This is a genomic window from Caballeronia sp. S22, from assembly GCF_964261745.1.
Taxonomy (GTDB): Bacteria; Pseudomonadota; Gammaproteobacteria; order Burkholderiales; family Burkholderiaceae; genus Caballeronia; species Caballeronia jiangsuensis.
The window spans coordinates 485,271-499,722 of sequence record NZ_OZ180035.1 but is presented as its reverse complement, the minus strand read 5'-3'; the positions used below and the strand labels follow the sequence as shown (position 1 = coordinate 499,722).

Below are 14,452 nucleotides of genomic sequence, written 5' to 3'. Positions count from 1 at the left end.
CACAGGAATTTGCCGCCATGAGCCGACTGCCCACCGTTTTCATTTCCCACGGCGCACCGACGTTGCCGATCGATCCGTCGATGCCCTCCGCCGAATTCGCTTCGCTCGGTCAAACGCTGCCGCGCCCGCGCGCCATTCTGATGTTGTCCGCCCACTGGGGCACGGCGCAGCCGGTGGCCAGCACGGCCGAACGCCCGGAAACGATCCACGATTTCTATGGCTTTCCGCGCGCCCTCTACGAGCTGCGCTATCCCGCGCCCGGCGCGCCCGAACTGGCGAAACACGCCGCCGCGCTGCTGTGCAAGCAAGACATACCCGCGGCGACCGCCGATCGCGGGCTCGATCACGGCGCGTGGGTGCCCATGCTCCTGATGTTTCCGGATGCCGACGTCCCGGTTTCGCAGCTATCGATTCAGCCGCATCTCGACGCCGCGCATCATTTCCGCATCGGCCGGGCGTTGCGCGATTTGCGCGATGACGGCGTGATGATCATCGGTTCCGGTCAGATCACGCACAATCTGCGCATGGCCGATTTCAGCGCGCGTCCGGAAGACGCCGATCCGCGCGTCGTAGAGTTCACCGACTGGTTCGAGAGCCGCATGGCCGCGCGCGATATCGATGCCCTGCTCGACTATCGCGCCCGCGCGCCGCACGCCGCGCTGATGCATCCGACCGATGAGCATCTGCTGCCTGTGTTCAGCGCGCTCGGCGCGGCGGCGGATGATTACCGGCTCGGCATCCAGTCGCTCGGCACGTTCCAGCGCGCGCTCGCGATGACCAACTACGTTTTCACCGACCAGTGACGTCGAATTTGCGCTGAAATAAAAAAACCCGCCTGATCGCTCGGGCGGGTTTCGTCGTGAAGCGGAGGAGCTTTAGGCGCCGACTTCGTGAAGAATGTCGTCGCGGCTTTCGCGCTCGTCGAGATACTTCGTGCGATATCCCGTGTGCACGCCCCAGTAGTAGAAGATCAACGCAAGCACGGTGACCGCAGCCATGTCCCAGCCGTACGGCAGAAGTCCGCTGCCGCCGAAATCCTTGCTGCCGATCAGCGACATCACCGCCATCGACGGCAAATAGGTCACGAGCCACCACGCCGCCTTCAAATCGCGTCCCCAGCCCGTAAAGCCCGTCCTGCTCTGAAAGTAGAAGTAGACGGGAAGCGCGACCACCATCAGCAGAATGATTTCGCCGGTGAGCGGCCACTTCGCCCAGAACAGCACGAGCGACGCGCACACGAACGCGAACGGAGCGATCACGCCCATCATCGGCAACTTGAGCGGACGATCGAGATCGGTCGCCGAGCGGCGCAGCGCCATCAGGCTGACCGGGCCGGTGAGATACGAGATGACGGTCGCGACCGAAATCACCGCCGCCAGCGAACTCCAGCCGCGAAAGAAGAACAGGAAGATGAACGCGACGATCAGGTTGAACCACATCGCCGGACGCGGCACGCCGTAGAACGGATGCACGAGTCCGAAAATCTTCGGCATCGTGTTATTGCGCTGCATCGCGTAGATCATGCGGGTGGTCGTCGCCATGTAGGTCGTGCCGGTGCCGCTCGGGCTGACGAACGCATCGACATAAAGCAGGAACGCGAGCCAGTTCAGGTTCAGCGCGAGCGCCAGTTCAGCAAACGGCGACGCGAAGTTGAAGTGCGACCAGCCTTTCATCGCGTCGGCGGGATTCACCGCGCCGATATACGCGATTTGCAGCAGCACGTAGATCACGAGCGCGAGCAGAATCGAGCCGATCACGGCGAACGGCACGCTGCGCGCCGGATTTCGCGCCTCGCCGGCGAGATTCACCGGGCTCTGAAATCCGTTGAAGCTGAAAACGATGCCGCTCGTCGCCACCGCCGTCAGCACGGCGGGCCAGCCGTACGGCGCGAAGCTCGACGTCGTGCCGAAATTCTCCGAATGAAATCCGGTGAAGATCAGGCCCGCGATGGTGGCGCCCGGAATCAGGAACTTGAAGATCGTGATCGCGGAGTTCGCACGCGCGAACACTTTCACGCCCCAGTAGTTCAGCATGAAGTAGACGATCACGAGCAGCGCCGACAGCACGAGGCCCATCGGCGTGAGCGACTCGTTGACGAAGAGCGCATGCGCCCAGTCATACGGCCAGGTGCTCATATATTGAATCGACGCTTCGGCTTCGATCGGGATCACTGAGACAATCGCGATCCAGTTCGCCCACGCGCTGATGAAACCGACGAGCGCGCCGTGCGAGTAGCGCGCGTAGCGCACCATGCCGCCCGACTCGGGAAACATCGCGCCGAGTTCGGCATACGTCAGCGCGATCGCCAGAATGACGACCGCGCCGATCACCCATGCCGCGATCGCTGCCGGCCCGGCGATTTTGGCGGCTTTCCACGCGCCGAACAGCCAGCCTGAACCGATGATGGACCCGAGGCCGGTCAGCAACAGTGCCATCGGGCCGATATTTCTCTGTATCGAACTCTTCAACTTTATCTCCAGTGTCTCGCGCCGCGCGCGCATCGCCCCCACTCCGACGATGTGGGTGCAACCGTAGAAAGGCGCGTAGTTTAACGGTTGCACCTTTCGAATGCAGTGCATACTGGAAAGAAATTGCCCCAAAGTGGGCTTTTCGAAGGGCGATCCGGCCCGGAATTACACGTTCTGTAATTTTTGCCAGCTTGTCTCGAAAAAAGCCCTTCAGAGTTGTCGGATATTAATTGACCGCGAAATCGTTTCGCCGTATAAACCTTCTTGCAGGATTTCAAGTGGCGAGTGAATTGGTTCTTTCGAGTTCGCCATCACGGTACTCCGGTTGGTCCCATTGCCCCTTCCTTGATTTTCCGCACCCTTGGGCTTCGGCCTTATTCATCAATTTTTTGGAATACGTAACATGGAAACCGGTACCGTCAAGTGGTTCAATGACGCAAAGGGCTTTGGCTTCATCACTCCGGATGGCGGCGGCGAAGATCTGTTCGCACACTTCTCGGAAATCCGCATCGAAGGCTTCAAGACGCTTCAGGAAAACCAAAAGGTTTCCTACGAAGTGAAGACTGGCCCGAAGGGCAAGCAAGCAGCGAACATCAAGCCGGTCTAACGTACCGCTGGAATTCGTAAAAAAACCCCGCTTCTGCGGGGTTTTTCTTTTTTCGCGCAGGTTTGTACGCGGCCTCAGGCGAAGATGCGCTGCGCATAGATGCCCAGCCCCTTCGCCACGCTGGCGAGTCGATCGCCGAACACGGGCTGCGCGGCCGGAAATGCCGCCGAAAGCGCTTCCGACAGAAACCGCAGCCCGGTCGTACCGCCTGTGAAATAGACGGCGTTCACGTCGGCGGGAGCCACGCCGGCCCGTTTGAGCGTTTCGTGCGCCGCCTCGACGATCCGCCGCGTTTCGTCGGCGCCGGCCGCGATCAGTTGCGACTCGTCGAACGCGACGCGCAGCGCTTCTTCCACCTCCTCCATGTCGATTTCGGTCGTGCCGCCCGCCGCGACATCGATCTTCGCTTCCTCGGCGTGCGCCGTCAGCGCGTGACCGAGCCGCCGATACACGACGCGCATCAACCGGTCGTGATGGCGCACATCGGTATAGAGATGGCGCATCAGTTGCAATTCGCTCACGCGTTTCGGCGTATAGACCGTGTTGATCAGATGCCAGGTCGCGAGATCGAAGTAAACGGGACTCGGCAATTCGCGTCCCTTGGTATCGAGCGACTGGTAACCGAGTTCGCGCAGCACGGTGACGAGTTCCACGCGACGATCGAAATCCGTGCCGGCGACGTGCACGCCATGATGCGCGAGCACATCGCCCTTGCGTTCCAGATGACGCGCACGCTCCGGGCCGACGCGCACCAGCGAGAAATCCGACGTACCGCCGCCGATATCCGCGACCAGCACGAGCCCTTCTTTCGTCAGACTCGCTTCGTAATCGAACGCCGCGGCGATCGGCTCGTACTGGAAGTGGATTTCGCGCAAGCCGATCGAATGCGCGCAGGCTTCGAGCTGTTTCTGTGCGAGGTGATCGGCCCGCGGATCGTCGTCGACGAAAAAGACCGGGCGGCCGAGCACCGCGCGTGTCAGCGGCTCGGCGGCGAGCAGCTGCGCCTTCTGCTTCAGATGTTGCAGAAAGAGCGTGATGACGTCGGTGTATTTAATTGCGGAACCGTCGCCGAGATCGGTGCTGTTGTCCGCGAGCGGCGAGCCGAGAATGCTTTTCATCGAACGCATCAGGCGGCCATCGAAACCGTCTATGTACGCTTCGAGCGCCGCGCGACCGTAGGTCTGGTTATTCTCGTCGGTGTTGAAGAAAACGGCGGTGGGCAGCGTGGTCGCGTCGCCTTCCACGGGCGCCAGCCGGATCGACAATCCGTCAGGCACAGCGACGGCGGAATTCGACGTGCCGAAATCGATCGCGCAATAAGTCATGGGCATCGGCGGCGTCGGGTGAGGACGTCGCATTCAAACATGGACGGCGTTTTTAACACGTTCCGCGCAACGCATCAACCGCATTTCGGCTATTTTTAAACCACCAGGTTTATTCGACAAAAGCGGAATGCAACTTGCGCACTTTGCGGCAATTTGTTCGTTTTTTTGCGTGCCGACTCGCAGCGAAAAGCACGCCTCCGACGCATGAACGAAGCCGCCGCGCCACAGGAGAACCGTTTGACCGATAAAGCCAGCGACTGTCCGGCCATCATCGAAACCGATTTGCCCGGGCGCCTCGATCGTCTGCCGTGGGGCCGCTTTCACACGCTGATCGTGCTCGCGCTCGGCATCACATGGCTGCTCGACGGACTCGAAGTGACGCTCGCGGGCGCGGTTGCGAGCGCGCTCAAGTCGAGCCCCACGCTGCAATTTTCGAATGCCAATGTCGGCATCGCGGGCAGCGCATATATCGCGGGCGCGGTGCTCGGCGCGCTCGGCTTCGGCTGGCTCACGGACCGGCTCGGCCGGCGCAAGCTGTTCTTCATCACGCTCTTTCTCTACGTCGCCGCCACCGCCGCGACCGCGTTCTCGTGGAATCTCGCGACCTTCGTGCTGTTCCGCTTTCTGACGGGCGCGGGCATCGGCGGCGAATACACCGCGATCAATTCGACGATTCAGGAATTCACGCCTGCCCGCCTGCGCGGCTGGACGGACCTCGCGATCAACGGCACGTTCTGGGTCGGCGCGGGCATCGGCGCGGCGGGTTCCATCGTGCTGCTCGATCCCGGCCTGCTTCCGCTCGATTGGGGATGGCGCGCGTGCTTTCTGATCGGCGCGGTGCTCGGGCTCACGATCCTTTTCATGCGGATGTGGGTGCCGGAAAGCCCACGCTGGCTCATCACGCACAATCGCGAGAAGGAAGCGCAAGAAGTCGTCGAGGAAATCGAGGCGCATTTCCGGCAGCACGGCGTCGAGATTCCCGATACGCCCATCAAGCCGTTGCGCCTGCACGCGCGCGAGGGGACGCGGCTGCGCGAAGTCGTGCATACGCTTTTCAACGCGCATCGCAGCCGATCGCTGGTCGGACTCACGTTGATGACGGCGCAGGCGTTTTTCTACAACGCGATCTTTTTTACCTACGCGCTCGTGCTGACCGACTTCTATCACGTGCCGGGCGATCACATTGGCTGGTACGTGCTGCCCTTCGCGGCGGGGAATTTCCTCGGACCGGTTCTGCTCGGCAAGCTCTTCGACGTGCTCGGCCGGCGCAAGATGATCGCGTTCACGTATGCGATGTCAGGCGTGCTGCTGACCATCAGCGGCTGGATGTTCATGCACGGGATGCTGACCGTGACGACGCAAACCATCGCGTGGATGGTGATTTTCTTCTTTGCGTCGGCGGCGGCGAGTTCAGCGTATCTGACCGTGAGCGAGACGTTTCCGCTGGAGATTCGCGCGCTCGCCATCGCTGTGTTCTATGCGTTCGGAACGGCGCTCGGCGGCATCATCGGGCCGACGCTTTTTGGCCAATTGATCGATACCCACGAGCGCGGCGCCGTGTTCGTGGGCTATCTGATTGGATCGCTGCTGATGATCGCGGCGGCGGTCGTCGCGGGCATCTGGGGCGTCGCGGCGGAGCGCAGATCGCTCGAGGATGTCGCTCGTCCGCTTTCCGCGGCGGACGAGCATTGAGCGCGATTACTTGAACGCCTTGTCCCACGCGCCTTCGAAGGCCGTTTCCGCCAACGTCTTGCGCGCGCGAGGCGCCGCTTCGCGCTCGCGCAGCGTTTCGTCGAGCTGGCTCGCGTCGCCGTGATGACCGATCGCGATCATCGCGATGATCTCCACGTCCGCCGGAATCGAAAGCGCCTGACGGAACGCGTCGCGATCGAAACCGCCCATCTGATGCGTCGCCAGCCCGAGCGCGTGCGCCTGGAGCACGAGCGCCATCGCGGCTGCGCCGGTGTCGTACGTCGCGGTGCGGTTCGCGTCGCCCTTCGGCGTGAGTGACGAAGCCGTCACGCAGACGAGCAGCGGCACGGTCACGTTCCACTTCTGATTGCCGGGCATGAGGGTGTCGAACGCGCGCTTGAACGCGGCTTCGTCCCGATGACGGTCGAACACGATAAAGCGCCACGGCTGCAAATTATTCGACGACGGCGCCCAGCGCGCCGCTTCCAGCAGACGATGCAACTGCGCGCGCTCCACGGGCGCGCTGGAAAACGCGCGCGGGCTCCAACGGCCGGCGATCAGTTCGTGGATGTCGATATCGGTCGGAGCGGGCTTCGTGGTCATGTTCGTCCTCGTTGGCGTGATGAAAAGCAAAAGGCGCGCATCGGCAAAGATGCGCGCCGTCAGGCGACAAGGATAAACAAGCTCGCGCGCGCGTGCAGATCGTCAGGTCGCGGCGACACCCACCGACCGGCCCGCGCGATTGATGCGCAGAACGGTCACGGCCGCGACGAGGCACAGGCCGCCGGAGATCATCGTCGCGATGGTGTAGCTGCCGAGGCTCGAACGCAGCATGCCGCCACCGAGCGCCGCGAATGCCGCGCCGAGCTGATGGCCCGCAACGATCCAGCCGAACACGATCGGCGCCGAATCCTTGCCGTAGACATCGGTGGCGAGGCGCACGGTCGGCGGCACGGTGGCGATCCAGTCGAGACCGTAAAAGACGGCGAAGAGCGGCAGGCCGAAGAAATCGATGCCGAACGCGTAGGGCAAGTAAATCAGCGACAGTCCGCGCAGGCCGTAGTACCAGAACAGCAGCAGGCGGGCGTTGAAGCGGTCGGAAAGCCAGCCGGAGAGCGTCGTGCCGAACAGATCGAAGATGCCCATCGCGGCGAGCAGCGTCGCGCCCTGGACTTGCGTCATGCCGTAATCGGAGCACATCGCGATCAGGTGCGTGCCGACGTAACCGTTCGTGCTCGCGCCGCAGACGAAGAAGCTGAAGAAAAGCAGCCAAAAATCGCGCGTCTTGCTGGCCGATGCGAGCGTGCCGAATGCGACCTTGATCGGATTTTTCGGCGGCGAGATCGCGGCGGGCGGGACATTCGCCGCTTCGCCCACGGGCCGCAGCGAAAGATCCGCCGGGCGCTCGGGCAGCAGCCACGCGACGAGCGGCAACACGACCGCCGCCGCCGCCGCGACCACGAACACGACCGGCCGCCAGCCGAAGCGCTCCGAAATCGACGCGAGGAACGGCAGGAACACGAGCTGGCCGGTCGCGGAGCTGGCGGTGAGAATACCCATCGCGAGACCGCGATGCGTGGTGAACCAGCGGTTCACGATCGTCGCCGACAGCGTGAGCGCCGCAACGCCCGTCGCGCTGCCGACCATCACGCCCCACACGAGCACCATTTGCCACGGCTCGGTCATCATCGACGAGATGCCGACGCCCGCCGCAAGCGTCGCGATCGCGGCGAGCACCGTCGGGCGCACGCCGAAGCGCTGCATCGCGGCCGCGGCGAACGGGCCCGCGAGGCCGTAAAGCGCCAGGTTGATCGAAATCGCGAGCGAAATCGTGCCGCGCGACCAGCCGAACTGCTTTTCGAGCGGCAACATCATCACACTCGGCGTCGCGCGCGTACCGGCTGCCGCGAGCAACACGAAAAACACGACGCCCACCGCGACCCAGCCGTAATGTATCCGGCCGTTCAGCCGTCTCGCTACCCAGTTCATCGCTGCTCCGTTACGTTGATTTTTGCCCTGCGACGTTACCGCTCTGTCACATCAGAGTTGCGAGCTTAGTTACCGATCGGTAACATGTCAAGCATGCAGCAGAATTCTTCGAGGAACCGACTGTGACACGATCAACCGCCGACCAGCCGAAAGCCCCCGCCCGCCGAAGTGTCCGCACGGACGGCGCGACCGCGCAGGAGCAGTTGCTCGACGCCGCGCAGGAGCTGTTTTATCGCGACGGCATCCGCGCAATCGGCGTCGATGCCGTCGTTGAACGCGCGGGCGTCAACAAGATGAGCCTGTATCGGCGTTTCGCGTCGAAGGATGAACTCGTCGTCGCGTATCTGGAACGCATGGACGAGGGTTTTCGGCGGCGCTTCGAGGCGAGCGTCGCGAAACATCCCGACGAACCGGCAAAGCAGATGATTCAGGCGCTCGAGGATCTGGTGAAACGGGCGTCCTCGCCGGATTATCGCGGCTGCCCGTTCGTCAACATCGCGTGTGAATTCGGCGATCCGGCGCATCCCGCGCGACAATCGGTTGAGCGCAACAAAAATTACCTGATGACGCGTCTGGTCGAGATTTGCACGGCAGCCGAAGCGGATAATCCCGCTGAACTGGCGGAATCGCTCGCGTTGCTTGTCGACGGAATTTACGCGACCAGCCAGACGTACGGACCCGGCTCGGGCCCGCTGCTCGCCGCGCCGCGCATCGCGCGCACGCTGATCGCGGCAGCGTGTCCCGCGTATCGAAAACAGGATTCTCATGACTGACGGCAGCACCCGCGACGACGTGATCGCGGCGACTCGACACTGGCTCACCCGCGCGGTGATCGGACTCAATCTGTGCCCGTTCGCGAAGAGCGTGCATGTCAAAGAGCAGATTCGCTACGTGGTGAGCGAGGCGCGCGGCGTGGACGATCTCGTCGTAGAACTGACGGATGAGCTTCGTCTTTTGCACGATACGGATCCCGAGGCCATCGACACGACGCTTTTCATTACACCGCACGCGTTCGCGGATTTCGCCGATTACAACGACGCGCTCTATTTCGCCGAAAATCTGCTCGTCCAGCTCGGACTCGCGGGCGAACTGCAGATTGCGAGCTTCCATCCGGACTATCGGTTCGAAGGCACCGGGCCCGACGATATCGACAACTACACGAATCGCGCGCCGTATCCAACGTTCCATCTGATTCGCGAAGCGAGCATCGATCGCGCCGTCGCCGCGTTCCCCGATGCATCCGACATCTACGAACGCAATATCGAAACGCTGCGCCGTCTGGGACATGACGGCTTCGACGCGTGGATGAAAGATAAATCCTGATCAGTGCGCGGGCGAAAAAAATCGCTCGCGCAGTTCGTCCAGCCCGAGCGTTTCGAGCACGTCCGAAAGCCTTTGCGCAGGCCGGCCACGCGGCAAGTCCTTGAACTGCGCGACGATGAGCTCGTTCTTCATCGAATGTTCCCATCCGACGAGTTCCGTCACGCTCACCTGATATCCGTGCGATTCGAGTTGCAGGCAGCGCAGCACGTTCGTGATCTGGCTCCCAAATTCGCGCGTATGCAGCGGATGCCGCCACATTTCCGTCAGCACGTTCTTCGAGAGCGCGTGCCCCTTGTTCTTTCGGAGCACTGAAGCCACCTCGGCTTGACAGCACGGCACCACGACGATGTACTTCGCATTCTTCTGCAGAGCGAACTGGATGGCGTCGTCGGTGGCGGTGTTGCACGCATGCAGTGCGGTGACGATATCGATCGAATCGGGCAGACGATCCGAATCAATTGATTCGGCCACCGACAGATTCAGAAACGACATCCCTGTAAACCGGAGGCGCTGCGCCAATTCCTCGGATTTTTTTACCAGATCCTCACGCGTCTCGATTCCAAAGATGTGTGACCGATCGCGCAGAGTCTTGAAGAAGAGATCGTAGAGAATAAACCCGAGATAGGATTTTCCCGCGCCGTGGTCGACGAGTGATACGGCCCCTTGGCGCGCGTGCACGTCGGCAAGAAGCGGTTCGATGAACTGATAGAGATGATAGACCTGTTTCAGTTTGCGGCGGCTGTCCTGGTTCATCTTGCCGTCGCGCGTGAGGATATGGAGTTCCTTCAGCAGTTCGATCGACTGGCCTGGACGAATCTCGTGTTTGGTGGAGGGGTCGGGTGTGCCCGGAGCCGACGCGGAGGCTTTCCTGGTCATCGTAAAAGGTTCGATCAATAAAAAAGCGGAGCATGTTCGCGCCGAATGTGCGCTAACCGCTGGTTCTGTTGTCTCAAAAGAGGAAGTTTACTCAAAAGCGCGAAGACGCTCTCGTTCCAGTCATCGGCAGACGGCCAATGCGTGGCAGCAAGGCTGCATGGAACAGATTGTGCATCGTCCGGCAATGAGGCCATTGGAAAAGACGACACAGCGTGGCCTTTCGGCCGCGTACCGATGCAGCAGCAGAAGCAACAAGCTGGTAACAGGCCGCGTCTCGACACGCGAAGCGTCGTCACCCGCGCCCGGCCTTGTTACGTAACACCTAACGCACAGCGCGGCGAATGCGACTCGCGGCGCCATGAACATGAGAGGACGGCGATGGATGCGATCCCCGACAAGAAAGCAGAGAAGCAGTTTCAGGAGATGCTCGCGGCACTGACCGCGATGCCCGCGTGGAGTGAAAAGCAGCAACTCGAACTGGAAATGGCCCGAGAGATTTCCGTGGAAATGTTGCGCCTCGCCGAGTCGATGCGCGACGGCTCCACCGACATCGAGTCGTGCCTGACCATGCTGAAGTACGCCAAAGTGATGGATTTCGTCCTGACTACGCTCGCCTCACGCCGGGAGATTGCGCCGCAAACGCTGCGCGTCATCTTCAAGCTGGCGGGTCTGAAGGTCGATGAAGCCTATCCTGGCTGACGCGGTCACGTTTTCGCCATCGGTGCGCGCTTCTCGCGCGCGCCGGCGTCAGCTTTTGCGTTTCGTCATCAGACGCGCCGCGGACTGACGCATGTGCCGCTGCATCGCGGCCTGCACCTGTATTGCGTCGCGCGCCTCCAGCGCTTCCAGAATTTCCCGATGCTCGCCCAGCGCGGCCGCCCACGTTTCTTCCCCTTCGAAGTGCCCACGCAGCGTCGACGATAGCGGACTGTGCCGTTCGTCGTAAAGACTGCCGACCGTTCGCACGAGCACATCGTTGCCTGTCATCTGCGCGATCGCGATGTGAAACGCGCGATCGGCGGCCATCGGCACTTGCCCGTTGCCGACTTCGCGAGCCATCGTCTCGTACACGGTGCGCAGCGCCTTCAATTCCTTCGGTTTCGCGAACGGTGCGACGCTCGCCGCGATCGCGCCTTCGATCACGCTGCGCGCGGTCATGATCTCGATCGGGCTTTCGCCCAGTTCCGCTTCGGTCGTCGGCGGCTTGTTCGCGGGCGTCGCGACGATATAGACGCCCGATCCCATGCGTATCTCGACGCGCCCTTCCAGTTCGAGCGCGACGAGCGCCTCGCGCACGGATGGCCGCGACACGCCGAGCGTCAGCGCCAGTTCGCGCTCCGACGGCAGACGGCCGTTCGGGGCGAAATCCTGCTGCTCGATCAGTCCGCGCAGCTTGTCGGCGATCTGTAGATACAGGCGTCGCGTCTCGGCTGGTTTCACGCTCACGTGCTGGCTCCTGCTTTTCGTCTCGGGGAAAACGTGGATTGTAATCAGCGGAAGGGCCGACGCACCGCGTGGCGGGCATTCGCCGTTCTCAGACCGCTTACAAGTGGCTTGACCAATTCTGTTTCAAGACACTAGTATGCAATCCGGTAAGGCCAGGTGGCCAATTTTTTTACGGCGATCTGGAACCGTTCCCACTCGACTAATTCCCCAGCTCCCGACGATGAGCAATCCGATTCTTCAATTCGGCACGAGCCGTTTCCTGCAGGCGCACGTCGACTTTTTCGTCAGCGAGGCGGCGCGCCGCGATCCGGCAAAAGCGCTCGGCAAGATCACCGTCGTTCAGACTACGTCCAGCGCCGACAGCCGCGCGCGCGTCGAGGCGTTGCGCGCGGCCGGGCGTTATCCGGTCCGCATTCGCGGCCGTCGAAGCGACGAGACCATCGATACAACCGTCGAATGCGATTCGATCACCGAAGCGCTGCACGCGAACGACGACTGGCCTTTGCTGATCGAGCGCGTGAAGCACGACGTGAAAGTGATCGTCTCGAACACGGCGGACGCCGGCTACGCACTCTTCGACGAAGACACCGCCGATCTGCTCGACGGCCAGCGCACGCCGCGCGGCTTCGCCGCCAAGCTCGCGGTGCTGCTCCACGCGCGATACCAGGCCGGCGCCGCAGCGATCACGCTCTTGCCCTGCGAACTGGTTTCGCGCAACGGCGACACGCTGCGCGATCTGGTGATCGGCATCGCGCGCGGCTGGAACGTCGACGAGGCGTTCATCGGCTATCTCGCGAAAGACTGCGTGTGGGTGAATTCGCTCGTGGACCGGATCGTGTCGGAGCCGATTCAGCCAGTCGGCGCGATCGCGGAGCCGTACGCGCTGTGGGCGATCGAGCGGCAGGCCGGCATGGTGCTGCCGTGCGAGCACGAGGACATCGTCGTGACCGACGATCTCGCGCACTACGAACGCCTGAAGCTGCTGATGCTGAATCTCGGCCACACGATGCTCGCCGAAATCTGGCGCACGCGCGAAGGCTCACCCGACATGACCGTGCTCGACGCGATGCGCGATCCCGCATATCGCGAGCCGCTCGAAGCGACGTGGCGCGACGAAGTGCTGCCTGTGTTCGCGGCGCTCGGCAAGCACGATGTCGCTGCGGAATATCTGTCGAGCGTGCGTGACCGCTTCGAGAACCCGTTTCTCGTGCATCGGCTCGCGGACATCGCGCGCAATCACGACGAGAAGAAAGTCCGGCGCTTCCGGCCCGTCATCGAGCTCGCGCGCGAATTGAATCTCGACATCGAGCAGAAACGTCTGCACGACGCGCTCGAATCCGCCTGAAGGCCGATACCCAGCTTTCGAATCACGGCTCACCGCGCCGGCATCGCGGGTCGGGCCGGAACACATGAAGTGCCGCCCATTGAGGAGACAAACGATGCGCAAAATGCGTTGGGTAGTGATATTTCTGGCTTTTCTGGCAATCGCGATCAATTACATCGATCGCGCGAACCTCGCGGTCGCCGCGCCGCAGATCGAAAAAGCGCTCGGCATCGGCCCTGCTGAAATGGGCTTCATCCTGAGCGGCTTCTTCTGGAGCTACGCGCTCATGCAAATGCCCTTCGGCTGGTTCGTCGATCGCGTCGGCGCGCGTATTGCGTTGCCGCTCGCGGTGGGCTGGTGGTCGGTATTCACGGCGCTTACCGCCGTCGCGACGAGCGTCGTCGGCATGTTCGGCTGCCGACTGATGCTGGGCATCGGCGAAGCGGGCGCGTATCCATCCTGCGCGAAGCTCGTGTCGCAATGGTTCAAGAAGGAGCAGCGCGCGTTCGCGACGAGCATCTTCGATAGCGGCTCGCGCGTGGGTTCGGCGCTCTCGATTCCGGTGGTCGCGCTCATCATCAGCTCGTTCGGCTGGGAAGCGTCGTTCGTCATCACCGGCGTGATCGGCTTCGTGTGGATTCTCGGCTGGTTCCTGATCTACCGTAACAAGTCCACGGGCGACCTGACGGGCGAGGTGGACGCCGCGCCGGTGCAACCGGTCGCGCCGAAGACCAAGGTGTCGTGGGCGTCGCTGTTCAAGTACCGCACGCTGTGGGGCATGATGCTCGGCTTCTTCTGCCTGAACTTCGTCATCTACTTCTTCATCACCTGGTTCCCGAGCTATCTCGTGCAGGCGCACGGTTTCTCGCTGAAATCGCTCGGCACGCTCGGCACGATTCCCGCGTTGATGTCGATTCCGGGCGGCTGGTTCGGCGGCTGGGTGTCGGACGCGCTCTTCAAACGCGGCTGGAGCCTCACCGCCGCGCGCAAGACCTGCATGGTCGGCGGCATGCTGCTTTCGTCGGTCATCACGCTGTGCGCGTTCGTGACCAACATTTATCTGATGCTCGCGTTCTTCGGCATCGCTTACGCCAGCCTCGCGTTCGCGGCCGCCAGCATCTGGTCGCTGCCGAGCGACGTTGCGCCGACGCCGGATCACGTCGCATCGATCGGCGGCATCCAGAACTTCGCGTCGAACCTTGCTGGCATCGTCATTACGACCTTCACTGGCGTGATGCTCGCGATCACCAAGGGCTCGTTCGTGATTCCGCTGTGTGTCGCGGGCGGCTTCTGCTTCCTCGGCGCATTCAGCTATCTTGTAATCGTCGGCAAGATCGAACCGCTCAATCGCGCCGAAGAAGAGCAAGCGCGGCTCGACAACCGCGCACCTTCCACGGTCTGA

General features: G+C 62.3%; 14 protein-coding genes. 8 read left to right on the top strand and 6 right to left on the bottom strand.

Annotated elements, in window-relative coordinates; translation table 11 throughout:
- The first annotated feature begins 17 nt into the window (after positions 1-17).
- Positions 18-803 carry a class III extradiol ring-cleavage dioxygenase gene (locus ACEN42_RS02430; protein WP_371880543.1) on the top strand — a complete coding sequence of 262 codons (786 nt, stop codon included), beginning with the start codon at positions 18-20 and terminating at the stop codon, positions 801-803.
- Positions 804-875: 72 nt separating this feature from the next.
- Here ACEN42_RS02430 and ACEN42_RS02425 read toward each other — a convergent pair whose 3' ends face one another.
- On the bottom strand, positions 876-2,468 hold the full coding sequence (locus ACEN42_RS02425) for an APC family permease (RefSeq protein ID WP_371880542.1): 1,593 nt from the start codon (positions 2,466-2,468) through the stop codon (positions 876-878).
- A 403-nt stretch (positions 2,469-2,871) separates the two neighbouring features.
- On the opposite strand from ACEN42_RS02425, the gene ACEN42_RS02420 reads away from it, so the two are divergent.
- The gene (locus ACEN42_RS02420; RefSeq protein WP_007000074.1) at positions 2,872-3,075 is read left to right on the top strand and encodes a cold-shock protein; all 204 of its coding nucleotides are present in this window, start codon (positions 2,872-2,874) and stop codon (positions 3,073-3,075) included.
- Positions 3,076-3,149: 74 nt separating this feature from the next.
- Here the strand turns inward: ACEN42_RS02420 and ACEN42_RS02415 are convergent, their stop codons facing one another.
- The gene (locus ACEN42_RS02415; protein ID WP_238217927.1) at positions 3,150-4,400 is read right to left on the bottom strand and encodes an Hsp70 family protein; all 1,251 of its coding nucleotides are present in this window, start codon (positions 4,398-4,400) and stop codon (positions 3,150-3,152) included.
- Positions 4,401-4,604: 204 nt separating this feature from the next.
- Between ACEN42_RS02415 and ACEN42_RS02410 the strand changes: the two genes are divergently transcribed.
- A complete protein-coding gene (locus ACEN42_RS02410) occupies positions 4,605-6,092 on the top strand; it encodes an MFS transporter (RefSeq protein ID WP_371880541.1) in 1,488 nt (495 codons plus the stop codon).
- Positions 6,093-6,098: 6 nt separating this feature from the next.
- Here the strand turns inward: ACEN42_RS02410 and ACEN42_RS02405 are convergent, their stop codons facing one another.
- Positions 6,099-6,695, bottom strand: a complete 597-nt coding sequence (locus ACEN42_RS02405) for a nitroreductase family protein (RefSeq protein WP_035509899.1) — start codon at positions 6,693-6,695, stop codon at positions 6,099-6,101.
- 102 nt (positions 6,696-6,797) lie between these two features.
- Positions 6,798-8,081: an MFS transporter gene (locus ACEN42_RS02400; protein WP_187609494.1), complete on the bottom strand. Its 1,284-nt coding sequence runs from the start codon at positions 8,079-8,081 to the stop codon at positions 6,798-6,800.
- A gap of 122 nt (positions 8,082-8,203) precedes the next feature.
- On the opposite strand from ACEN42_RS02400, the gene ACEN42_RS02395 reads away from it, so the two are divergent.
- Both ACEN42_RS02395 and ACEN42_RS02390 read left to right on the top strand, forming a co-directional pair.
- Complete coding sequence (locus tag ACEN42_RS02395; protein ID WP_238295604.1) at positions 8,204-8,854, top strand: TetR/AcrR family transcriptional regulator; 651 nt, start codon at positions 8,204-8,206, stop codon at positions 8,852-8,854.
- Positions 8,847-9,404 carry a DUF1415 domain-containing protein gene (locus ACEN42_RS02390; protein ID WP_187609492.1) on the top strand — a complete coding sequence of 186 codons (558 nt, stop codon included), beginning with the start codon at positions 8,847-8,849 and terminating at the stop codon, positions 9,402-9,404. The genes ACEN42_RS02395 and ACEN42_RS02390 overlap by 8 nt, the downstream gene beginning before the upstream one ends.
- Here the strand turns inward: ACEN42_RS02390 and ACEN42_RS02385 are convergent, their stop codons facing one another.
- Complete coding sequence (locus tag ACEN42_RS02385; protein ID WP_371880540.1) at positions 9,405-10,280, bottom strand: SAM-dependent methyltransferase; 876 nt, start codon at positions 10,278-10,280, stop codon at positions 9,405-9,407. It lies immediately after the preceding gene.
- Between the two features lie 378 nt (positions 10,281-10,658).
- Between ACEN42_RS02385 and ACEN42_RS02380 the strand changes: the two genes are divergently transcribed.
- The gene (locus ACEN42_RS02380) at positions 10,659-10,979 is read left to right on the top strand and encodes a hypothetical protein (RefSeq protein WP_035509889.1); all 321 of its coding nucleotides are present in this window, start codon (positions 10,659-10,661) and stop codon (positions 10,977-10,979) included.
- A gap of 48 nt (positions 10,980-11,027) precedes the next feature.
- Here ACEN42_RS02380 and ACEN42_RS02375 read toward each other — a convergent pair whose 3' ends face one another.
- Positions 11,028-11,726 carry a FadR/GntR family transcriptional regulator gene (locus ACEN42_RS02375; protein ID WP_371880539.1) on the bottom strand — a complete coding sequence of 233 codons (699 nt, stop codon included), beginning with the start codon at positions 11,724-11,726 and terminating at the stop codon, positions 11,028-11,030.
- 220 nt (positions 11,727-11,946) lie between these two features.
- Between ACEN42_RS02375 and ACEN42_RS02370 the strand changes: the two genes are divergently transcribed.
- Together ACEN42_RS02370 and ACEN42_RS02365 are read left to right on the top strand one after the other, a co-directional pair.
- Positions 11,947-13,071, top strand: coding sequence for a mannitol dehydrogenase family protein (locus tag ACEN42_RS02370; RefSeq protein WP_371880538.1), 1,125 nt, complete (start codon positions 11,947-11,949; stop codon positions 13,069-13,071).
- Between the two features lie 94 nt (positions 13,072-13,165).
- The gene (locus tag ACEN42_RS02365; RefSeq protein ID WP_035509880.1) at positions 13,166-14,452 is read left to right on the top strand and encodes an MFS transporter; all 1,287 of its coding nucleotides are present in this window, start codon (positions 13,166-13,168) and stop codon (positions 14,450-14,452) included.